Consider the following 22,566-nt stretch of genomic DNA (forward strand, 5'->3'; position numbering starts at 1 on the left):
ATGACATTAGATCACTGGGGCGAGATCAAAGAGCGGCTTCTAAAGACGGTGGGGCAGAACAACTACACCACCTGGATTGAACCGCTTGTGCCCGGCGCTGTTGAAGACGGAATCGTGACACTCAAAGTGCCGACAAATTTCTTTGGGAACTACGTCAGCCAGAACTTCTCGGATCTGATCCTGCATGAGATCAACACGGCGGGCACCGATGCCACCCGTTTGAACTTTGCCTTGAATCAGCAACCCAGCCCTGCCGCCGAAAAGCCTGCCCCGGCTGCGCGTCAGACCACGGCTGCCGTGAAACCCGCCGCCAACACCCAGCTGAGCACCGCCCCGCTTGACCCGCGCTTCAGCTTTGACAATTTCGTCGTCGGCAAGCCCAACGAACTGGCCCACGCCGCCGCCCGCCGCGTCGCCGAAGGCGGCCCAGTCACCTTCAATCCGCTGTTCCTTTATGGCGGCGTTGGTTTGGGCAAAACGCACCTTATGCACGCCATCGCGCGCGAATTGCACGCGCGTAAGCCTGAGATGAATGTACTCTACCTCTCGGCTGAGCAGTTCATGTACCGTTTCGTTCAGGCGCTGCGCGACCGCAAGATGATGGACTTCAAAGAGATCTTCCGTTCGGTCGACGTGCTGATGGTCGATGACGTGCAGTTCATCGCGGGCAAAGATTCCACCCAAGAAGAGTTCTTTCACACGTTCAACGCGCTTGTGGACCAGCACAAACAGATCATCATCTCTGCCGACCGCGCACCGGGGGAGATCAAAGACCTCGAAGACCGGGTGAAGTCACGCCTGCAATGCGGCCTGATCGTTGACCTGCACCCGACGGACTATGAACTCCGCCTCGGCATCCTGCAAAGCAAGGTCGAAGTGCAGCGCAAGACCTATCCGGACCTCGAAGTGGCCGATGGCGTGCTGGAATTCCTCGCGCATCGCATCACCTCGAACGTGCGTGTTCTCGAAGGCGCGCTGACCCGGCTCTTTGCCTTCGCCTCGCTCGTGGGCCGTGAGATCGACATGGGTCTGACGCAGGACTGTCTGGCCGACGTGCTGCGCGCCTCCGAGCGCAAGATCTCTGTCGAGGAAATCCAGCGTAAGGTCTCGGATCACTACAACATCCGCCTGAGCGACATGATCGGCCCCAAGCGTCTGCGCAGCTATGCCCGCCCGCGTCAGGTGGCGATGTATCTGTGCAAGCAGATGACCAGCCGCTCCCTGCCCGAAATCGGCCGCCGCTTTGGTGGGCGCGACCACACCACCGTCATGCACGGGGTGCGCCGCATCGAAGAGCTCAAGGTCTCGGACGGGCAGATCGCCGAGGATCTGGAACTGCTGCGCCGGGCGCTCGAATCCTAAGCTGAGCGGCCTGAGGGGTTGTCCTCAGGACACGGTTAAACAGCGATCGGGGGCGCAGCTTGCGCCCCTCTTGCATTCACTTAAACAAAGCCACAAAAGTTCTTGTGTAAGCGTGGGAACCGGGTAGTTTGCCTCTCCCGGCAATCGGTATGGGAGAAGGCATATGAAATTCAGCATCGAACGCGCGGCACTGCTCAAGGCCGTTTCGCAAGCCCAATCCGTGGTCGAGCGCCGCAACACCATTCCGATCCTCGCCAACGTGCTGATCGAGGCCGAGGGCAGCGATGTTTCCTTCCGCGCCACCGATCTGGATATCGAAGTGGTCGACAAGGTCGCCGCGCAGGTTGAGCGCGCTGGCGCCACCACCGTTTCGGCCACGCTGCTGCATGAAATCGTGCGCAAACTGCCCGATGGCGCGTTGATCAGCCTGACCGCCGATACCGCCGCTGGCCGCCTGACTGTCGAAGCGGGCCGCTCGAACTTCTCGCTGGCGACCCTGCCGCGTGAGGACTTCCCCGTCATGGCGTCCTCGGAATATGCCTCGAACTTCGCGGCCCCTGCCCCGGTGCTGCGCCGCCTGTTCGACAAGTCGAAATTTGCCATCTCCACCGAAGAGACGCGCTATTACCTGAACGGTGTCTACCTGCATATCGCGGATGCCGAAGGCGGCAAGGCGCTGCGCTGCGTGGCGACCGATGGTCACCGCCTCGCCCGGATCGACGCCGAGATGCCCGAGGGTGCGGCTGAGATGCCCGGCGTCATCGTGCCGCGCAAAACCGTGGGCGAATTGCGCAAGCTGCTGGATGATGACGAGATGGAAATCGCGGTGTCCGTGTCGGAGACCAAGATCCGTTTCGCCACCCCCGCCATCACCCTGACCTCCAAGGTCATCGACGGCACCTTCCCCGATTACACCCGCGTGATCCCACAGGGAAACACCCGCAAGATGGAAGTCGACGCCGCGGATTTCGCCCGTGCGGTGGACCGTGTGGCGACCGTGAGTTCCGAGCGTTCGCGCGCCGTAAAACTGCAACTGGACGAAGACCGTCTGGTGCTGTCCGTCAACGCGCCTGACAGCGGCGCCGCCGAAGAAGAGCTGGCCGTGGCCTATGCCGACGAGCGGCTGGAGATTGGTTTCAACGCCAAATACCTGCTTGAGATCGCAAGCCAAGTGGACCGCGAGAACGCCGTCTTCCTGTTCAACTCCTCTGGCGACCCGACCCTGATGCGCGAAGGCAATGACACTTCGGCGGTTTACGTCGTCATGCCGATGCGCGTGTGAGTTGGGCGGGAATTTTTGAAATTCCCGCGCCGTTTTCTTTCAAAGAAAACGGGGTCTGAATGGCGCAACTGTATCTTTCCAACCTCGGCCTCTCGCATTTCCGCTCGCACCGCCGGGCGGTGATCGACGTGGATGCGCGCCCCGTCGCGCTCTATGGCCCCAATGGCGCGGGCAAGACCAATGTCATCGAAGCGATCTCGCTGCTGTCGCCGGGTCGCGGGCTGCGCCGCACCAGCGCGCAAGACATGGCACGGCGGCCCGAGGCTTTGGGCTGGAAGGTGACCGGGCTGCTGCACGGCCCCACGGTGCTGCATGAGGTCGACATCTGGTCCGAAGCGGGCGCTGCACGGCAGACCAAGATCGACGGCAAGGCGTCCGCACAAACGGCGCTTGGTCGCATTGCCCGCGTGCTCTGGCTGATCCCCGCCATGGACCGGCTTTGGATCGAAGGCGCCGAGGGACGGCGGCGCTTTCTAGACCGGGTGACGCTTTCGATGCTGCCCGATCATGCGGACCTGTCACTGAGCTACGAGAAAGCCATGCGCGAGCGCAACCGGCTGCTCAAGGACATGGTGCGCGAGCCTGCGTGGTACACAGCGCTTGAGACCCGAATGGCTGAAACCGGGGCGCAGATTCACGCCAACCGCCTACAGGCGCTGGCAGCCCTTGAGGCGGCGCAGGCAGAGGCCCAGACTGCTTTCCCCATCGCGACGCTGTCGCTGCTGAACGACATGCCCGAGAGCGCCGATGCCCTGCGCGCTGCGCTCTCGGACAACCGCATGCGCGACCTTGCCGCCGGGCGCACGCTCATCGGCCCGCACCGCGCCGATCTGGAGGGCACCTATGCCGCTAAGGGCATCGCCGCGCGGGACTGCTCCACCGGAGAGCAGAAGGCGCTGCTGGTCTCGCTCATCCTTGCCAATGCCCGCGCCATCGCCGCCGACTTCGGCGCGCCGCCGCTGCTGCTGCTGGACGAGGTCGCCGCCCATCTCGACGCGAGCCGCCGCGCGGCGCTTTACGACGAGATCACCGCGCTTGGTGCGCAGGCTTGGATGACCGGCACCGGGCCTGAACTGTTCGAAAGCCTTGGCGCGCGGGCGCAATATGTTGAGGTCACCGAAGAGGACGGCCTTTCGCAGGTGGAGCGGCGACCGTGACCCTTACCCCCGCCGATCTGCTGCTTTACTGCGGCGCGCTCTTGATCCTGTTCCTCACCCCCGGCCCGGTTTGGCTGGCAATGATGGCCCGTGCCCTTTCGGGCGGGTTTCAGGCGGCATGGCCGCTGGCGCTCGGCGTGGCGATTGGTGACATGCTTTGGCCGCTGGTGGCGGTGCTGGGGATCACATGGATCGTCTCGGCCTTTGACACGGTGATGGAGGTGCTGCGCTGGACTGCGGCGCTGGTGTTCATCGCCATGGGGATTGGCCTGATCCGTCAGGCGGGTACGCAGATCAGTACCGACAGCCGCCTCACCCGCCCCGGGATGTGGTCGGGTTTCGTTGCGGGGCTGGTGGCGATCCTCGGCAATCCCAAGGCGGTCCTGTTCTACATGGGCGTGCTGCCCGGCTTCTTTGATCTGCGCCAAGTCACCGGGCCCGACATCGGGCTAATCCTCGCCGCCTCGGTCATCGTGCCGCTTATCGGCAACCTTGTGATCGCGCTGCTGGTGGGCCGCCTGCGCGGTTTTCTGACCGCCCCGCGCACCCTGCGGCGGATCAATCTGATCTCGGGCGGGATGCTCATTTTCGTGGGGCTGATCATCCCCTTCACCTGACACAAAATCTTGTGTCATTCGCGTGACAATGCCGGGCGAAAACACTATAAATCGGGCAAACGAGAAGGGTTATTTCCGCATGTCCGATACCGCGCAGACACCACAGGAATACGGCGCCGATTCCATTAAGGTTCTCAAAGGGTTGGAGGCTGTTCGCAAACGCCCCGGCATGTATATCGGGGACACCGATGACGGCTCGGGCCTGCACCACATGGTCTATGAGGTCGTGGACAACGGCATCGATGAGGCGCTGGCCGGTCATGCCGACGCGGTAACGGTCACAATCCACGAGGATTCCAGCGTCTCGGTCAGCGACAACGGGCGCGGGATTCCGGTGGGCATCCACGAAGAAGAAGGCGTTTCCGCCGCCGAGGTCATCATGACCCAGCTGCACGCGGGCGGTAAATTCGACAGCAACTCCTACAAGGTTTCGGGCGGTCTGCACGGGGTTGGCGTTTCGGTTGTGAACGCCCTGTCGGACTGGCTGGAACTGCGCATTTGGCGCGAGGGCAAGGAACATGTCGCACGGTTTGAGGGTGGTTTCACCACCAAGCACCTCGAAGTCGTGGGCGAGACGGACCGCACCGGCACCGAGGTCCGCTTCATGGCCTCGACCGAGACTTTCTCGAACCTCGAATACAGCTTCGAAACGCTGGAAAAACGCCTGCGCGAACTGGCCTTCCTGAACTCCGGCGTGCGGATCATCCTGAACGACGAACGCCCCGTCGAGCCGCTGCGCACAGAACTGTTCTACGAAGGCGGCGTGAAGGAATTCGTCAAATACCTTGACCGGCACAAGACCTCCGTCATGCCCGAGCCGATCTTCATCACCGGGGAGCGGGACGACATCGGCATCGAAGTGGCGATGTGGTGGAACGACAGCTACCACGAGAACGTGCTGCCCTTTACCAACAACATCCCGCAGCGCGATGGCGGCACCCATATGGCGGGCTTTCGCGGCGCGCTGACACGCACGATCAACGGCTACGCTCAGACCAGTGGCATCGCCAAAAAGGAAAAGATCAACTTCACCGGCGACGACGCGCGTGAGGGTCTGACCTGCGTGCTCTCGGTCAAAGTGCCGGATCCGAAGTTCTCCTCCCAGACCAAAGACAAGCTGGTGTCGTCCGAAGTGCGCCCCGCGGTCGAAGGGCTGATGAACGAAAAGCTCGCCGAGTGGTTCGAGGAAAACCCCAACGAGGCAAAGCAGATCGTCGGCAAGATCGTCGAGGCCGCGCAGGCCCGCGAAGCCGCTCGCAAGGCGCGCGAGCTGACACGGCGCAAGACGGCGATGGATGTGAACTTCCTCGCGGGCAAGCTCAAGGACTGCTCGGAGAAAGACCCCTCCAAGACCGAAGTCTTCCTCGTCGAGGGGGACAGCGCCGGCGGCTCTGCCCAGACCGGACGCGACCGTCAGACCCAAGCGATCCTGCCGCTCAAAGGTAAAATCCTCAACGTTGAACGCGCCCGGTTTGACCGGATGCTGGGCAGCCAAGAGATCGGCAACCTTGTCATGGCGCTCGGCACTGGCATCGGGCGGGATGAGTTCAACCTCTCCAAACTGCGCTACCACAAGATTGTCATCATGACCGACGCCGACGTCGACGGCGCGCATATTCGCACGCTCCTGCTGACCTTCTTCTACCGCCAGATGCCCGAACTCATTGAGAACGGACACCTCTACATCGCGCAGCCGCCGCTCTACAAAGTGTCGCGCGGCAAGTCCGAGGTCTATCTCAAGGATGAGGCCGCAATGGAGGAATATCTGATCCAGCAGGGCGTCGACGGTGCCATGCTGCGCCAAGGCAACGGCGAAGAGATCACCGGCCAAGACCTCACCCGCGTGGTCGACATGGCGCGCCAACTCAAGCGCGTGCTGGAAGCCTTCCCAACCCATTACCCGCGCCATATCCTTGAACAGGCCGCCATCGCCGGGGCCTTTGTCGATGGCGCGGTGGACAGCGACCTGCAAGGCGTGGCCGACAAGGTCGCCGACCGTCTGAACCTGATCGCGCTGGAATACGAGCGTGGCTGGCAGGGCCGCATCACCCAAGATCACGGCATCCGCCTCGCCCGCATCCTGCGCGGCGTAGAGGAGGTACGCACGCTTGATGGCCGCATGATGCGGTCGGGCGAGGCGAAGAAATCCGGCAGCTTCACCCAGCACCTGCAAGATGTCTATGACCAGCCCGCCAAGCTGATCCGCAAGGACCGCAGCCAGATGATCTATGGCCCCATGGACCTGCTCGGAGCGATCCTCGCCGAAGGCGAAAAGGGCCTGTCGTTGCAGCGCTACAAGGGTCTGGGCGAGATGAACCCGGATCAGCTGTGGGAAACCACCCTAGACCCCGATGCACGCACGCTGCTGCAGGTCCGCGTAGAGGACATGGCCGAGGCGGATGATCTCTTTACCAAGCTGATGGGGGATGTGGTCGAGCCACGGCGCGAGTTCATTCAGCAGAACGCGCTGAGCGTGGAGAACCTGGATTTTTAAAGGGGGGAAGTAGGCAGGCGCAAAGACGCGCTTTCGCTCTGCTCAAATTCTTGAAACGGATATCCGCCGCGTAGCTCAGACAGCTACGCGGCGGATTTGTTTATATCAGGCTAATTACCCGATGATGCCATTCAGCGTCTCGGAGGGGCGCATCACGCGGGCAGTTTTGTTCGCGTCGGTGTGATAGTAACCACCAAGATCGACAGCAGCACCTTGGGCCGCCGCAAGCTCAGAGAGGATGTCGGCTTCCTTAGCGGCAAGCTCTTTGGCGATGGGGGCGAACTCTGCGGCGAGCCCTGCGTCATCACCCTGCGCGGCCACCGCTTCGGCCCAATAGCGCGCGAACCAATAGTGGCTGTCGCGGTTGTCGGGCTCACCCACCTTGCGCGAAGGGGAACGGCCGTGGTCGAGGATGCCCTGCGTCGCGGTCTCGACCGCTTTGCCCAACACGCGCGCCTTCTCGTTGCCGCGTGCGTCGGCGAGGAACATCAGGCTTTCACCAAGCGCGCAGAACTCGCCAAGGCTATCCCACCGCAGGTGATTTTCCTCAACCAACTGCTGCACGTGTTTGGGGGCCGAACCGCCCGCGCCGGTTTCAAACAAACCGCCGCCGTTCATCAGCTTCACGATCGACAGCATCTTGGCAGAGGTCGCCAATTCCAAGATCGGGAAGAGGTCGGTCAGGTAGTCGCGCAGCACGTTGCCGGTGATGGCAATCGTGTTCTCGCCTTTGGTGATCGTCTCGAGCGAGGCGCGGGTGGCTTCGCGGGGGGCCATGATCTCGAACTTATCGGCCACGCCTTGGGCCTCAAGGATCGGCTTCACGTAGGAGATCAGTTCGGCGTCATGGGCGCGGCTTTCGTCCAGCCAGAAGATCGCCCGGCAGCCTTCGGCCTTTTGACGCGAGATGGCGAGGTTCACCCAATCCTCAATCGGTGCCTTGCGCGCGGAGGAAGAGCGCCAAATATCACCGGCGTCGACCTTGTGCTGGTGCAGCACAGTGCCATCGTCGAGGATCATCTTGACGGTGCCTGCCTCGGCCAGTTCAAACGTGGTGGGGTGAGAGCCGTATTCCTCGGCCTTTTGCGCCATCAGGCCGATGTTCTGCACCGTGCCTGCGGTTGCCGGATCAAGCTTGCCGTTCTCTTTGAAGAAGTTGATCGCCTCGTCGTAAACCGGCGCATAGGAGTTGTCGGGGATCACGCAGTTGGCGTCGTGTTCCTTGCCGTCCGGGCCCCAGCCTTTGCCGCCAGCGCGGATCAGCGCGGGCATCGAGGCGTCGATGATCACATCGGAGGACACATGCAGGTTGGTGATGCCCTTGTCGGAATCGACCATATACATCGGCGGACGGTCTTCCATGCAGGCGTCGATGTCGGCCATGATCTCCGTCTCGCCCTTCACGCGCTCCAGCAGGTCGCCAAGGCCGGAGTTGGGGTTCACGCCCAGTTCCTTGAGCTTTTGCCCGTGCTTATCAAACACCGGTGCAAGGTAGGCTTTGACCGCGTGGCCGAACAGGATCGGGTCAGAGACCTTCATCATCGTGGCCTTGAGGTGCAGCGAGAAGAGAATGCCGTCTTCTTTGGTTTTCTCGATCTGGGTGTTGAGGAACTCCTTGAGTGCCGCGGCGCTCATGAAGGTCGCATCGACCACGGTGCCCGCAGGATACTCAAGCCCGTCTTTCAGAACCGTCTCACCATCCGCGGTTTCCAGCACGATCTTTGCGCCGCTCGCGGCATCGAGCGTGGCGGAAACTTCGTTGGAGAAGAAATCATTGCCGGACATCGACGATACATGCGTCTTGCTGTCCGACTGCCAGTCGCCCATGCGGTGCGGGTTGGACTGGGCAAAGCTTTTGACGGCCTTGGCCGCGCGGCGATCAGAGTTGCCTTCGCGCAGGACCGGGTTCACAGCCGACCCTTTGATGCCATCATATTTGGCGCGCACGGCCTTTTCTTCGTCCGTGCTGGGTTCTTCTGGGTAGTCGGGCAGCGCATAGCCTTGGGCCTGAAGCTCTTTGATCGCCGCGACCAACTGCGGCACGGAGGCAGAGATGTTCGGCAGCTTGATGACATTCGCTTCGGGCGTCTTTACCAGACGGCCCAGTTCCGCCAGATCGTCCGACTGGCGCTGCGCCTCGGTCAGATGCTCGGGGAAGGTCGCAAGGATACGGCCCGCAAGGCTGATGTCTTTCGTGCCGACGCTCACACCAGCGGCTTCGGCGAATTTCTTGATGATTGGCAACAGCGACGCAGAGGCCAGCTCCGGCGCTTCGTCAACTTTGGTGTAGATGATATCGGACATGATTGCTCCAAATTGCTGCATTTGGTGCCCTGATAGCGGAAGAAGCGGCGAAGGTCGACGGTATACCGCAGTATGCGGTAGGGTCGTTTCGGGAAAATATGTGGAACTAGCGGATTTCAGCCTTTCGGCATGCTTCGATGGAGCGCATCCCCCCGGATCCCGCGTCTGTGTCTTAGCGGGTCACGCTGCGCGTTTGCAGAATCTGCATCCCGATGGCCATGGCCGGACCGATGCCGACCGCGAAAAGCAGCGTGCCAAGGCCCAGCGTCCCGCCCAAGGCCCAGCCAATCGCCACGACCGATAATTCGATGCTCATGCGGACAAGGGCGATGGGTTTGCCCGTCACCCGCTGCAGCCCCGTCATCAGCCCATCGCGCGGGCCGGGGCCGAGGTTGGCCACAAGATAGATCGCGCCGCCAAAGCCGGTCACAAAGACGCCGGTCAGCGCCAGCATTACATTGGCCAGATAGCTGTCAAACCGCGGCAGGATCGGCAACGCATATTCCAACACCAGTGCTACGATCACCGCGTTCAGAATGGTGCCGATGCCCGGCGTCTGGCGCAGCGGGATCCAAAGCAGCAGCACCGTGGCGCTGATAAGGAACGTGGCCAGCCCAAGGCTCCAACCCGTGATGTTGGTCACCCCTTCGGCAAAGACGGTCCAAGGGCTGACACCGACGCCTGCATTGACCAAAAGCGCCTCGCCCAAGCCGAACATGACCAGCCCGAGGATCAGAAACACCATCGAGGCAAAAGGCGGCTTGAGGGTGAACGCCTTGGGCGAACTCCAGCGCAATGTCGGGACAGAGGTGACAGACAGGAAACTCACGGGCGGCGCGACCTTTGGCGATGCATTCAGGATGCATCCTTGTTCCAGTTTACGCCAAACCCGGCAAGGTCAATCCACCGCCAACTCAGCGCCAGCGGGTGAAGCCGAAAGTCATGTAATCTTTTTGATAGGCATCCGCCGTCAACGCCTCGACCTCATCGTCATAGATATCGGCAAGCGTGAAGGGACCGGGTTCCGCCGCCGCAGGCACGGCGGGGGTGGTCACATGGCCTTGGCCCGCGGCCAAAGCGGGCAGTTCACTGGCCAGATCCTCTTCGCGGATGATGCGATCCGGCAGGCAGAACTCGCCGAACCCCGCGATGGCTTGGGCCTGAGAGCACCATGCCGCATCCACCCGGATCGACGTCTGACCGGCCAAATTGCCTTTGAGAAATTTCAGAAAGGCGACAAAGGCGGTGCGATGCGCATCTCGGTCATAGCCAGCATCGGGGCCATCTTTCGGCAGCGGCATCTTGTAGCGGCGCATCAGCGTGTTGCGCAATTGGCGATAGCTGCCCTCGCCCGTGGTCAGGATGTGGCGGCAAAAAGCATCATGCGCCCGTCGGGCGGGATGGCGCAGCACGGTGAAGCCACGATGCCCCGGCGTTTTGCGCTTCCACTGACGCAGTTCTTTTTGCGACATCTTATCGCGCAGCGCCTCGCGCGGGACACCATCAAGGGCGGCCAGCCAATCCAACACCTGATCCTGCGGCCCGGATTTGATCGGCAGATAGATCAACCCGATGGTCGCCGCCGCCACGTAGGAGGGCACATTCGGCCCGCGCCGCGGCTCGAAATTGGGGGTGCGGGTCAGATCGAAACGGTCCAACCGCGCCAGCGCCACTAGCATCTCGTCATAGTTGCTGACCTTGGCCGAGATCGGGCTGGGGTTCTGCTTCTTGAGGTTCTTGTCCAGCGCCTCCAACTGCTCATCCACGCCAAGATAGCGCGCAAGACCGTTCATCACCTCAACGCTTTGCAGGTCTTCGTATGCCACGTAAAACGCCGTTTGGCCCGAAGTCTGCAAGCGGTTCAGCAGCGTGATCTGAAAGCGCTGCAAGGCGTCCAGATGTGTGCTGAACTCATCGGCGTCAAAGACCGCCTGCGCCACCTTCTGCGCCTTCATATCGGTCAGCTTCCACTGCCCGGTCGCCTGCGCGATCTTCCAACTGACGTAGCTGTCGACCGGATTGCGGGTCAGCACGATTTTCGCGCAGCGGTGATCCTTGAGGATGGTCTCGAATACGCGCGGATCATGATCGTGGAAATAGCGAAAGCCGCCCAAGGCATCCTGTTGACCCCGGATCGCCGCCAGCAACTTTTTAGGGTTTTCGTCCCGCGTGGCCTGATCGATACCTAGGATCGGCTCGCTTTTGGGATAGCCCATGAAGAAAGGGTTAAAGGCCTCTCCATGACAGGCGATCCCCGCGAAAGCGTTTAGGTTCGCCTCCAGAAAATTTGACCCGGTCCGCATCTCGGCGAAGACCACGAAACTGTCGAATTTGTCGCCCATGGGTTATTTCACCAGATAGGGTTTGGGAGAGGGTTTGGCATCGGCACTGCCACCGCGGGCGACAGGGAAATCGCCGACAAGATAGGGGTGCATGCCTTGGTTCTTGAGGTTCTGCAGGAACTGGCCGAAACCGTCCAGATCAACCATGCGCGGCGCCTCTGACAGGCGGCGCAGGCGGGGGCGGCCGATCTCATCAAGGATCTCTTGCAGCGGCTCCATCGGCGCTTCGATGAAATCCGCCATCGTCCAGACCCGCACGCGCGCCTTGGTATAGGGCGAGTGCAGCATGTCCATATGCGTGCTTTCCGTCTTTTGCAGCTTGGCCGCCAGACGGCGTATATCGGCGAAATCGAGGTTCGAGCGGAACAGCGGCACCGCCCAAGCGCCGGTGATGACCGAAATATGCGCGTTAGGGTCTTTGGCGACGCGCCAGTTGATGTCTTGGTTGTCCATCGGGCCGAACTGGAAACACTGGCGTTCGCCACGGGTGTTCCAGATCAGGTTGGTCAAAAACGCGCTGGCATTGTGATCGCGCAGCACCGGATTGTCCGACAAGGCACCGTTCAGCGCGGTCTGCCCGTCGGCGAAATGAACCCGGTCTGGCGCAAAGAGATGCCCATGCACGCGCCCCCCGCTGGCACGGCTCAGCCAATGTTCGAAATCCTCAAAAATCTCGGCAAAGCCCTGAAACACCGAATAGGGCGCAGCGGTGACGCCATTCTCCCAATCCTCATTGGGAAAGCGGCTTTGCATATAGAGCCCCGCGCGCCCGCGGGTCCGTCGCTCCACGGCCTTGGCAAAGATGCGGTCGATCTTGCCGGGGTTCGGTTCGGTCTTTTTCAGCGCACCGGCCGAATCCGTCAAAAACGCTTGATAGAGCCTGTCTGCATGGGGCCAAATCTTGCGTGCGACAAAGCAATCCGAACGGCGCAATAGCTGCAGGTGGTCGTCGTAAAAAATATGCGGCTTGCCCTGAAAATCGAACTTCGACAGGGTCAACGACCGGCTTTCGATCTTGCTGGAATAGAGCCGCGTTAGGGTCTGGAAATAGCTCTCATCCGGGATCCAGACATGGCGAAAGAACTTGTCATAGCTGGGCCGGTCCGGGTCTTGCAGGATCGCCGAGAGCGTGCGCCGGGTCAGGCACCACCATTGCGAGCCCATATGCGGCACGATCCCGCGCGGCATCCGACGTTTGAGCCGCAGCAGGCGCTGCATCTCGACCGCGCGGTCAAACAGATAGCGGTTGCGCCGCCAAGAGAAGGGGAAACGCAGGGTAAACCGCTCTTCATCCAGCCCGCCCACCGTCCAGGGCACATCCGCCGTGGTGGCGCTTTCGATGAAATCCGTCTGCGGGCGGTCCTCAAGATAGTCGATCAATTCCTGCACCGGGCGCAGCGGCAGGCAGGAACCCGAGGCCAGATAGACATGGCGCACCTTGGGAAAGCGCGACAGCATCAATTCCGCCGCCCCCTGAGAGGCCGCAACGATCCCCCAAGTGCCCCATTCGCAGCGTTTGCGGGGGCTGAAATGCACATCCTTCAGGTCAGAGAGTGCCGCCACGAAAGCATCGTGCGCCCGCCGGGGCACGGCCTTGTCGATGTGGATCACCACCGGGCAGCCCGCAGCGGCCCAATGGCGCGCGACCTGCTCGGCCCGGTCAAAGGCGTTGTGCACCAGCATGACGATCCCGACGCTCATGCCCAGTTCCCCTTGGACATCAGGCCGAGAATCTCAAGCTGCCGCCAGTTGATGTAGCGCTCCGACCACTTGCACCATAGCTGCGGGTCGTCCTTTAGCTGCGCGGCATAGGCTTTGTATTCCACCGAAGCCGCGTAATGCTCGCTGCGCTGCAACTCCTCCGCCGCCTTGGCACCGAAGGTGTCGAGGAACTTGGCATGCAGCAGCACGCCCGAGGCTTTCTCTCCGCCCCATTCGTCATAGACCTGATTAAGCCCGCGCGGCAGCAGCATATGGGTTGAGCTGACATAGGCATAGCGCCGGTCCCATTTGACCAGCGGCACCTTGTTCAACGCCGGCGCCTTGGCGGGTTCATCTGGGAAGAACACCCGCGCCCGTGGCCCGCCCTGAATCCAGAGGTTTCCAAACCGCCGATTGCGCGAAATGGTGTAGTTGCCGCTGTCGAACCACGACGCAATCTCAATCGGATTTTGGCCCGCTTGGTATGGTTCTTCGTCAAGCCGCCCTTTGGGATACATATCCAGCAGCATCGCGGAAAAGCTTTTGATCGACGACGCATCAAGCCAATCGGTCAGCGCCCGCAGGGGCCGTGTGTCGCAAAAGGGATAGACCAGAAATTCATCAGGATCGACCGTCAGCGCCCAGTGGCCATGGGCGTATTTCATCTGCAGCCAGTTCAGCCAGTCGACGCCGAAGCGCGCGCGCTTGTAGCTGGCCTTGGCGCTCCAGACCGACACATCAGGTTGCTCGGCAAGATAGTCGAGCGAGCCATCCGTGCTGTCGTTATCGACGAAGAAGAAGTGTCCGACGCCCATCTCGCGGTAGTATTTCAGGAAATAGGGCAGCCGGATGCGTTCGTTGCGCTGCGTGCAGAACACAAGGATATCGTCGCGTTTGATCTGGGCGGTGCGGTTCGCCACGCGGGTCAACTCGCGCCGTTTGCGGAAGGCGCGGATGCGCCAGCGCTTGCGTTGCAGCCGCAATCGATATGACTGAATTAAGCCCAAACCGCCCCTTACCTATCGGATCTGACCGCTTCTCTACCGCGCTATCACGTCGACTTTAACACGGTCTTGAAGTGTTCGGCCCATGTTGGCGCGATAAAAGTCGTCGCGGGGCGCGGGTCTGGCACAGATGCGGCCCATTCTTCGATTGTTCTGATCCATGAATAGGGCTCGCTCAGGGCCGCGTAAACGGCTTTGTCGCCCAAGACCTCGTGCAAGACTGGTAAATCGTTGCATAAAACACGCGATCCAAGGCTCAGCGCCTCGGCGGGCGGCAGGCCGAACCCCTCTGCGTGGCTGGGAAAGAGCGTCCCCGCCGCGCCCTGCACCAATGCGGCCAATCCGGCGTCGCTGAGGCTTGAGAACTCGCGCACAGAGCCGCCCGGAGGCAGCCGATCAAGTCGGTCAAAGACCGCGCTGTTGTTCCACCCCCGAGCGCCGCAGATCAGTAGCAGCGGCGCGTTAGGGCCCATCTGCTGCCATAGGTCCAGCAAGAAACCATGGTTCTTGCGCGGCTCGATGGTGCCTACAACGACGAAATAGGGAAGCTCTGGCGGCAGGCCCGCAGGCAGTTCACCGCCATCGGGGCCGGGCAGGTCGAGACCCAGATGCGCGACAACGGCAGGGGGAATCCGCCCCCGCATCTGCGCCTCGCTGCGCTGGCGCGTGTCCTGCGAGTTGTAGATCACCAGATCGGCCTGCGCAGACACCCGGTCAATCTTGGCCCGAAACGGCGCGACCGTGCCGGGACGCTGGTAGGCGGGATGGTCCAGCGGAATCACGTCATGGATAAGAACCGCAATCCGGCCCTGCGCCTTTTTCACGCCGCCCAGAACCCGGTCCGTCAAGTTGCTGTGGCCGACATTGAGATAGGCAAAGCCCGGTGGCAGATGCCGCGCGAGCAGTGACGGCAACCCGGCAGGCAGACACCGCCCCCTCGCCAAGCGCCTCAGGTCACTTTCCGCCTGTGTTAGAGCCACACTACGCCCCCGTGGCAAGCGCGACAGAAGGTCTGCCCGCCCCCAAGGGACGCGACCTTCAAGCCGATCATGAAAGCCCCGCATCCCGTCGCGGTCCAGCAAGACATAGCCCAAAGCCGTGCGCGCCACTCCAAAGAGCGGTGCGTCACCTGTCAGAAGATGTGAGAGATAGGCCAGTTCGACCCGATCAACCCCCGTCGCGCCCCGCCCGACCCGACGCAAACTGCGCGTCAGGTCCAAGAGTCGCGCGGCGGGTTCAGCCATCGTAGTGGCCGGTCTGGTGCCACTTCCAAGCGTCTGCAATCATCTTGTCCAAGGTCGAGCGCTTGGGCGCCCAACCCAACTCCTCTTCCGCGCGGGAAGAGCCTGACACAAGTTTGGTACAATCCCCCGGACGGCGCGCGCCGATCTCATGGGGCACCGTTTGATTGGTCACAGCGCGGCTATGGTCGAGCACTTCACGCACCGAAAAGCCACTGCCGGTGCCAAGGTTGAACACGCGGCTGCCCTTCCCGTCCTGAAGCCATTTCAGACCCAAAACATGGGCATCGACCAGATCGCAGACATGCACATAGTCCCGAATACAGGTGCCGTCGGGGGTGTCATAGTCATCCCCGAAAACAGTCAGCGCCGCGCGTTTTCCGGCAATCGCATCCAGCATCAGGGGGATCAGATGCGTCTCTGGCTGATGGAACTCGCCCACTTCGCCTTCGGGGTCCGCCCCGGCCACGTTGAAATAGCGAAAGATCACATGCTGCAGCCCATAGGCCGCCTCAAAGTCGCGCAGGATGTCTTCGATCGCGCGTTTCGATGCGCCGTAGGCGTTGATCGGATATTGCGCACTGTTCTCATCCAGCACGACGTTATCCTGATCGCCATAGGTCGCACAGGTCGACGAAAAGACGAAGCCTTTGCAGCCTGCGGCGACTGCCGCCTCGATCAGCGTGAGAGACCCGTTGACGTTGTTGCGCCAGTAAAGCCCCGGCTCCGCCATGCTCTCCCCCACTTGGCTGAGGGCGGCGAAATGCATCACCGCAATGGGCTGATGTTTCGCAAAGACCTCATCCAGCCGCGCGCGGTCCAGCAGATCGCCTTGCTCAAAGGGGCCGAATTTCACGGCATCGCGCCAGCCTGTCACCAGATTATCGAATGTGACGGGGATAAAGCCCGCCGCTTTCAATGCCTTACAAGCGTGCGAGCCGATATAGCCCGCTCCGCCCGTTACCAATACCTTTTCCATTTTGCGTTTTCCCGACCTTACTGCGCGGCCCGGTCGATTTGGGAAATACTTTGCAGATAGGCCGAAAGATCGTCGCGCAATTCCTCACGGGCGAGACCAAAGGCCACGGTCGCTTGAAGAAAGCCCGCCTTGGAGCCGCAATCGAACCGCTGCCCGCGGAACCGGAAACCATAGACATCACGGCCTTGCTCGATCTCTTGGGCGATTGCATCGGTCAGCTGAATCTCACCACCCGAGCCGGATTTCAGTTTGTTGAGGTTCTTCAAAACGTTCGGCGAGAGGATATAACGCCCGATCACCGCAAGGTTCGACGGCGCTTCGTCGACGGCGGGTTTCTCTACCATCGCTTTGACCTTCACCATATCGCCGCGCTCTTCGCTGGTGTCGAGAATGCCGTAGGAAGACGCACGGGATGGCTCGACCTCCATCGCGGCGACCATGCTGCCGCCGGTTTCCTCATAGGCTTCGACCATCTGCTTGAGGCAGGGCTTTTCCGCCGCGATCACGTCATCAGGCAGCATGACAGCAAAAGGTTCATTGCCGATCAAACGGCGGGCGCACCAGACCGCATGGCCAAGCCCAAGCGCCTTATGCTGGCGGATGTAAGCAATCGCACCGCTGTCCATATTGGTGCTTTGAAGCGTCTCAAGAAGCTCTGTCTTGCCCTTTTTACGCAACTCCTGCTCAAGCTGCGGGGCGTGGTCGAAATAATCCTCCAACGCGCCTTTGCCGCGCGAGGTCACGAAGATGAACTCTTTGATCCCGGCCGCCCGCGCCTCATCGATTGCGTATTGAACCAAGGGGCGGTCAACGAGGGTCATAATCTCTTTGGGCACCGATTTGGTGGCGGGCAGAAAGCGTGTCCCCATACCTGCGACAGGGAAAACCGCCTTTGTTACCTTCTTGCGCATGTTAATCCTTACAACTTATTCGAAAAATACAGAACGCCACGGTAAATCCACCTGCGTCTTTTTAACGGCTACGATCATCGCTGAAACCGCGCTGTCTGGCAACTCGCTTAACTTCTCTTTTCAGCCGATCACACCGCCGCCTTAAGCGAAAAACCGCGTCATCCCGGGCGGATTTTCCGAATATTCCACCTGTTTGCAGCCAAATAGCGTGGGTCGGATCAAAGGCAACGCGATGGTAGAGCGCCGTTGGCGAAAGGCTGATCAGGGTAACGATCTCTCCGGCTTGCGCCCGTTTTGCAGCTTTTGCCCGGTCTCGTGCCAGTTTTATAGGCCGGGTGAAGATCGCCACGCTGCGCCGCGGGCGGGCGGGAAAGGGGCAAAAGGGGCTGTTGGTTGTGCGCGGTACGGTGGTGCTGACGATGGGGCGCTTTAGCCCCTCGGCGTGGCCTTCATCCAGTCTGCGCAGCAGACGGGGAACATCGCTTGGCTCTAACCCGCCGCTTATCAGATGGCGCAGCAACCGGCGGCGCTCTGCCGCGCGAAGGTACGCCCATTGCGCGGCACGGTCCTGCGGGGCCAGATGTTTGCGATGGAACACGGCCCAGCTTGCCCCGATGTCGAAAAGATCACGTGGCACGCGATTGGCGCTTCGCATTGCATTGGCGGCGAAACCGTGATGGACCTCGGCCAGCGGCACGATTGCGGTGGCATGGCCTGCCCGCGCCAGTCGCATGTTCAGGTCGGTTTCATCGAGATAGTAATGAAAGGCCGGGTCAAAACCGCCCACCTCCACCAAGACATCGCGCCGAAAGGCCATATTGGTGCCTTCGGTTTTGATTGCCCCCCCGGGCGGAGGGTGCAGAATGCTGGGCGTTTCGGGGTCTACATCAAGGTTTTCCGGCTCTCCCAAAGCGTTCAGTTGGCGCGCGCGGTATTGGAACGAGATGCCGTTTCGCCCCCGGACGAAACCGGTCATCGCCGCGACGCCGGGCCGTTGCGCAGGTTCCAGCAGGTGGCGCAGCCACAGCGGCTCTGGCACGGCATCATCATCGATAAAGGCCACGACCTCCCCCGCGGCCTCGGCGATCCCAAGGTTGCGCGCGGCAGAGATGTTCGGCCTGTCATAAGTGACCAGCTTTAGGGCCTCGGCAAAGACCATGTCGCGGGCCACGGTGATCCCTGCGGGATCGGCCACGACGATGACTTCGAAAGGGGCGTATTGAAGCTGCCCCATCCCCGTCAGACAGCGCCGCAATGCCTCGGGCCGGTTCCGGCTGACGATCACGATGCTGACAGGCACGCCGCTTTCCAGCGTGGCACTGACGGGGGTGGTGGTCATTCCAGACCCATTTTCGCCATCATGGCTTCGAGCTTCGGCACGTCCTCGGGGTTGTTCAATTCCCAGAACTCGCGGCCTTTGGCCTCAACCTCGGCGCAGAGCACCGGACGGCCATTCTCAAGGAAACGGAGCTGTTCCAGCCCCTCCAACTGCTCCAAGGGGCCGACAGGCCAGCTGGGGTAGCGCGCCAGCGCGTCGGGGCGGTAGGCATAGACACCGACATGATGGAAAACCGGGGTCATATCAGTCTCTGCGTAGGGCTTTCCGGTATAGGGAACGACCTCTTTCGAGAAATAGAGCGCCTGATTATCGGCCCGGAAAACCGCCGTCGTGCCGCCGACCCGGCCTGCTTTGCGGTCGCCCAGAAGACTGTTCAGCGTGGCACCGTCGCAACGCAACACCGGGGTGGCAATCTCGGCATCGGGATTGTCTTTCAACCCCTGCACCAGCCCTTCGACGAACCAATGCGGCGTTAGCGGTGCGTCGCCTTGCAGGTTGACCACGATGTCATAGCCCCCGCCCAGCGCGGCATGAGCTTCGGCGCAGCGTTCGGTGCCGTTGGCACAGGCTTCCGAAGTCATCACGACCTCGGCGCCGAAACCTTCTGCGGCCTCGCGAATGCGGTCGTCGTCGGTGGCCACCACCACACGATCGACGCCCGAAACCGCGCTGGCGGCCCGCCAACTGCGCTCGATCAGGGACTGTTTTTGCCCCGTAGCTCCGGTGAGGGCCACAAGCGGTTTGCCGGGATAGCGGGTGGAGGCATAGCGGGCGGGGATGACGATCAGAACAGACATCAGCCCGCTTTCAGCTCAACACCCGGTGCATGGGCGATGAAGAAGGGGTTGGCGAAATCTTCCTTGCCGTAGGCCAGCGGGGTGAGGTCATCGAAACGCACCACTGCGCCGCCTGCCCCGTTCAGCACCGCATGGCCTGCGGCGGTGTCCCATTCCATCGTGCGGCCCAAACGCGGGTAGAGATCGGCCTCTCCGGTCGCGACCAGACAGAACTTCAGCGACGACCCTGCCGAGGTCATGTCCCGCACGCCGTATTTGCCGATGTAATCGTCAGTCGCCTGATCGCGGTGTGATTTGGAGGCGACGACCATCAGGGCCGTGTTGTCTGGATTAGAGACTGAAATCGCCTTGGTTTCGCCAAGCTGCCCTTTGGCAAATGCGCCCGTCTCCTCGACCGATTGACCGTCGGCTTGGGTAAAGAACATCCGGGATTTGGCAGGGGCATAGACCACGCCGCGCGTCGGCACGCCGCCTTCGACCAGCGCGATGTTCACCGTGAAATCCCCGCGGCGGTGGACGAATTCCTTGGTGCCATCAAGCGGGTCAACGATGAGAAATGTATCGCCCTTGACGGTATGGGTTGCGGCCTGTTCTTCAGTGACCAGCATGACATCGGGAAAGGCAGCCCGGAGCCCTTCGGAAATGATCGCATCGGCGGCTTCGTCGGCGGCGGTGACGGGGCTGTCGTCGGATTTCGATTTCACCTCGAAATCATCCTGACCATAGATCTCCATGATCTTATCCCCGGCTTCCAATGCCAGCCGCCGCATTTCTGCGACCAATTTCTCGTAATCCATTTTGCCTCCGGCCCTGCGGGCTGTCGTTGCTTCAATTAACCGTTTCCCTTATGCTGTGCAGCTAACGGAACAGCAAGAATTCCGTGCCACGTTAGGGCTTCGTCAAGGACACGCGCATGTTCCAATCCTCCAGAAAGCCGAAATCAGGCTTCGGCTCGGCTCTCTCCATTGCAGAGTTGGTTTACCATTCCGTGGTGCGCAACGTGCGCAAACAGCACAACAACGCCTTCATCGCCATCGCGATGAACATGCTGCAAACGGTGATGTTCGTGCTGGCCTTCTATGTGATGTTCTCGATCCTCGGGATGCGCGGGTCAGCCGTACGCGGTGATTTTCTTGTCTATCTGATGTCTGGCATCTTTCTCTACCTCACCCATGTGAAGGCATTGGGCGCGGTCGCCGGGTCAGAGGGGCCGGCAAGCCCGATGATGCAGCACGCCCCGATGAATACGATCATCGCCATCGCTTCGGCGGCGGTCGGGTCGCTCTATATTCAGGTGCTGTCGCTCTTTGTGATCTTGTTTATTTACCATGTGGCGGTGACCCCGATCTCCATCGATCAGCCCTTTGCCGCTTTCGGGATGATGCTCACCGCGTGGTTTACCGGCTGTGCGCTTGGGCTGGTGATGCTGGCGATCAAGCCGTGGTTTCCGTCCTTCGTGACGATTTTTTCGACCGTCTATCAACGTGCCAATATGATCGCCTCGGGCAAGATGTTCCTCGCCAACTCTCTGCCCGGCTATATGCTGGCGATGTTTGATTGGAACCCACTGTTTCACAGCATTGATCAGGCGCGCGGCTTTGCCTTCATCAATTACAACCCGCGCTACAGCAGTTGGGAATACCCGCTCTGGGTTGGTCTGGTGCTTTTGATGATCGGGCTGATGGGCGAATTCTATACCCGCCGCCATGCGTCGATCAGTTGGAATGCCCGGCGGTGAGACTGCTGGCGATCCTTCTCTGCCTCTGGACGCTGCCTGTTTGGGCGACGCAGGAGGCATGGCCCGCCCTGCATGACGTCAGCGGTGTCGCGGCGCATGACGTGTTGAACATTCGCCAAGCCCCGAGCGCCAGCGCCCCGATCATCGGCAGTTTTGAGCCTGATGCGCAGAACATCGAAGTGATCCGCCCCGACGACCATCACGGCTGGGGCTTGATCAATACGGGCGAAGGGGGCGGCTGGGTCTCTCTGCGTTTCCTCACCCGGCAACCGGGCCAATGGGCCGGTGCGATGCCACCCGTGGCCCATTGCGGCGGGACGGAGCCGTTTTGGTCTTTTGAGGTGACCGGCGAGACGCTGAGCTATGATGCCATGGCGGGCGGCGCACGCGATTACCGCATCACGCAGTCTGGCCCGGCGCAGGGGCGGCGCGACAGTTTTCACATGATCGCCGAGGGGCCGCAGGGCGCGGCCATTGCCGCGCTTACGGCGCGTGCCTGTAGCGATGGCATGTCTGACCGCGCCTATGGGCTTGCGGTCGACCTTCTTTTGCATGGAAATGATGGCTGGCAACATCAGACAGGGTGTTGTTCCCTCAGCCGCTGAAACGACGGACTTTTCAAAAAAGTCCGTCGCCGTTTTCTTCAAAAGAAAACGTTACTCCACCACCCGAAGCGTCAAATTGATCCGCCCCCCCTTGGGCAGCAGGGTCGAGGTGCCGGGCTTGATCCGGTCCACCCCGTGGTAGGTCAACCGTGCCTCTCCGCCCATCACCACCACATCGCCTGACTGCAGCCAGATCGATTCCGTCTTGCCGCCTCGGGTCAGGTTGCCGATCCGAAACAACCCGTCATCCCCCAAAGAGACCGAGACCACGGGCCACTGAAAGTCCGCCTCATCCCGGTCCTGATGCAGCCCCATGCGCGCATCGGCATCGTAGTAATTGATCAAGCAGCATTCGGGACGACGCTCCAACCCCGTCAACTTGTCCCAGATCGTCAGAATCGGTGCGGGGATCTCGGGCCATGGCTGGCCATCGGGATGTTCGGTGACGTAACGATAGCCGCGCCGGTCCGAGAACCAACCATAGCGCCCCGCGGCGCTCATCCGGACCGACATGCGCCCGCCGCGCGGCACTTCGGGGCGAAAGAATGGCGCCTCGCGCACCACACCGCGCACCGCGTCCAGCACCTCCTGCTGGGCCGCTCTTCCCAGAAATTCTTTGTGGATATCGAAGCCCCGCAGGCGCAAAGCAGTCATTTTTCTTTCTTCCTCACTCGTTTGGCAAAAACATCACGG

General features: G+C 61.3%; 19 protein-coding genes. 7 read left to right on the forward strand and 12 right to left on the reverse strand.

Annotation, left to right across the window (positions count from 1 at the left end; genetic code table 11):
* The 5 genes from dnaA to gyrB all read left to right on the forward strand — a co-directional run bounded on the left by dnaA (window position 1) and on the right by gyrB (window position 6,912).
* On the forward strand, window positions 1-1,362 hold the full coding sequence (gene dnaA, locus K3762_RS00005; RefSeq protein WP_067622961.1) for a chromosomal replication initiator protein DnaA: 1,362 nt from the start codon (window positions 1-3) through the stop codon (window positions 1,360-1,362).
* 163 nt (window positions 1,363-1,525) lie between these two features.
* Window positions 1,526-2,644 (forward strand): DNA polymerase III subunit beta, encoded by a 1,119-nt coding sequence (gene dnaN / locus K3762_RS00010; RefSeq protein WP_067622958.1) that lies wholly within the window; start codon window positions 1,526-1,528, stop codon window positions 2,642-2,644.
* Between the two features lie 59 nt (window positions 2,645-2,703).
* Complete coding sequence (recF, locus tag K3762_RS00015; protein WP_067940382.1) at window positions 2,704-3,801, forward strand: DNA replication/repair protein RecF; 1,098 nt, start codon at window positions 2,704-2,706, stop codon at window positions 3,799-3,801.
* Entirely contained in the window at window positions 3,798-4,418 is a 621-nt protein-coding gene (locus K3762_RS00020) for a LysE family translocator (protein ID WP_067940379.1), read from the forward strand. Before recF ends, K3762_RS00020 begins: the two co-directional genes overlap by 4 nt.
* A gap of 79 nt (window positions 4,419-4,497) precedes the next feature.
* The gene (gyrB, locus tag K3762_RS00025) at window positions 4,498-6,912 is read left to right on the forward strand and encodes a DNA topoisomerase (ATP-hydrolyzing) subunit B (protein ID WP_120349727.1); all 2,415 of its coding nucleotides are present in this window, start codon (window positions 4,498-4,500) and stop codon (window positions 6,910-6,912) included.
* 114 nt (window positions 6,913-7,026) lie between these two features.
* Here the strand turns inward: gyrB and K3762_RS00030 are convergent, their stop codons facing one another.
* From K3762_RS00030 to cysQ, 11 genes are all read right to left on the reverse strand, one after another.
* Entirely contained in the window at window positions 7,027-9,216 is a 2,190-nt protein-coding gene (locus K3762_RS00030; protein WP_132443923.1) for an NADP-dependent isocitrate dehydrogenase, read from the reverse strand.
* Window positions 9,217-9,388: 172 nt separating this feature from the next.
* Window positions 9,389-10,045 (reverse strand): YitT family protein, encoded by a 657-nt coding sequence (locus tag K3762_RS00035; RefSeq protein ID WP_120349751.1) that lies wholly within the window; start codon window positions 10,043-10,045, stop codon window positions 9,389-9,391.
* 85 nt (window positions 10,046-10,130) lie between these two features.
* Window positions 10,131-11,558 carry a nodulation protein NodH gene (locus K3762_RS00040; protein ID WP_132443924.1) on the reverse strand — a complete coding sequence of 476 codons (1,428 nt, stop codon included), beginning with the start codon at window positions 11,556-11,558 and terminating at the stop codon, window positions 10,131-10,133.
* Window positions 11,559-11,561: 3 nt separating this feature from the next.
* Complete coding sequence (locus tag K3762_RS00045; RefSeq protein ID WP_260010748.1) at window positions 11,562-13,259, reverse strand: beta-1,6-N-acetylglucosaminyltransferase; 1,698 nt, start codon at window positions 13,257-13,259, stop codon at window positions 11,562-11,564.
* Window positions 13,256-14,242, reverse strand: a complete 987-nt coding sequence (locus K3762_RS00050) for a glycosyltransferase family 2 protein (protein ID WP_205570885.1) — start codon at window positions 14,240-14,242, stop codon at window positions 13,256-13,258. The genes K3762_RS00045 and K3762_RS00050 overlap by 4 nt, the downstream gene beginning before the upstream one ends.
* A 68-nt stretch (window positions 14,243-14,310) precedes the next feature.
* The gene (locus tag K3762_RS00055) at window positions 14,311-15,507 is read right to left on the reverse strand and encodes a glycosyltransferase family 1 protein (protein WP_260010752.1); all 1,197 of its coding nucleotides are present in this window, start codon (window positions 15,505-15,507) and stop codon (window positions 14,311-14,313) included.
* Window positions 15,500-16,483, reverse strand: a complete 984-nt coding sequence (galE, locus tag K3762_RS00060) for a UDP-glucose 4-epimerase GalE (RefSeq protein ID WP_259946694.1) — start codon at window positions 16,481-16,483, stop codon at window positions 15,500-15,502. The genes K3762_RS00055 and galE overlap by 8 nt, the downstream gene beginning before the upstream one ends.
* A gap of 17 nt (window positions 16,484-16,500) precedes the next feature.
* Entirely contained in the window at window positions 16,501-17,394 is an 894-nt protein-coding gene (gene galU, locus K3762_RS00065) for a UTP--glucose-1-phosphate uridylyltransferase GalU (RefSeq protein ID WP_067916371.1), read from the reverse strand.
* Between the two features lie 61 nt (window positions 17,395-17,455).
* The gene (locus K3762_RS00070; protein WP_260010754.1) at window positions 17,456-18,733 is read right to left on the reverse strand and encodes a glycosyltransferase family 2 protein; all 1,278 of its coding nucleotides are present in this window, start codon (window positions 18,731-18,733) and stop codon (window positions 17,456-17,458) included.
* Window positions 18,730-19,530: a 3-deoxy-manno-octulosonate cytidylyltransferase gene (locus K3762_RS00075; RefSeq protein WP_132443930.1), complete on the reverse strand. Its 801-nt coding sequence runs from the start codon at window positions 19,528-19,530 to the stop codon at window positions 18,730-18,732. Before K3762_RS00075 ends, K3762_RS00070 begins: the two co-directional genes overlap by 4 nt.
* The gene (gene cysQ, locus K3762_RS00080) at window positions 19,530-20,327 is read right to left on the reverse strand and encodes a 3'(2'),5'-bisphosphate nucleotidase CysQ (protein WP_132443931.1); all 798 of its coding nucleotides are present in this window, start codon (window positions 20,325-20,327) and stop codon (window positions 19,530-19,532) included. The genes K3762_RS00075 and cysQ overlap by 1 nt, the downstream gene beginning before the upstream one ends.
* 116 nt (window positions 20,328-20,443) lie before the next feature.
* Here cysQ and K3762_RS00085 point away from each other — a divergent pair, with 116 nt between their 5' ends.
* Both K3762_RS00085 and K3762_RS00090 read left to right on the forward strand, forming a co-directional pair.
* Window positions 20,444-21,268 carry an ABC transporter permease gene (locus tag K3762_RS00085; RefSeq protein WP_120349760.1) on the forward strand — a complete coding sequence of 275 codons (825 nt, stop codon included), beginning with the start codon at window positions 20,444-20,446 and terminating at the stop codon, window positions 21,266-21,268.
* Window positions 21,265-21,873 carry an SH3 domain-containing protein gene (locus tag K3762_RS00090; protein ID WP_132443932.1) on the forward strand — a complete coding sequence of 203 codons (609 nt, stop codon included), beginning with the start codon at window positions 21,265-21,267 and terminating at the stop codon, window positions 21,871-21,873. Before K3762_RS00085 ends, K3762_RS00090 begins: the two co-directional genes overlap by 4 nt.
* Window positions 21,874-21,924: 51 nt before the next feature.
* Here K3762_RS00090 and K3762_RS00095 read toward each other — a convergent pair whose 3' ends face one another.
* Window positions 21,925-22,527 (reverse strand): alpha-ketoglutarate-dependent dioxygenase AlkB, encoded by a 603-nt coding sequence (locus K3762_RS00095; protein WP_132443933.1) that lies wholly within the window; start codon window positions 22,525-22,527, stop codon window positions 21,925-21,927.
* Between the last annotated feature and the right edge of the window lie 39 nt (window positions 22,528-22,566).

The sequence above is a fragment of the Sulfitobacter sp. W074 genome, assembly GCF_025142275.1.
GTDB lineage: Bacteria > Pseudomonadota > Alphaproteobacteria > Rhodobacterales > Rhodobacteraceae > Sulfitobacter > Sulfitobacter profundi.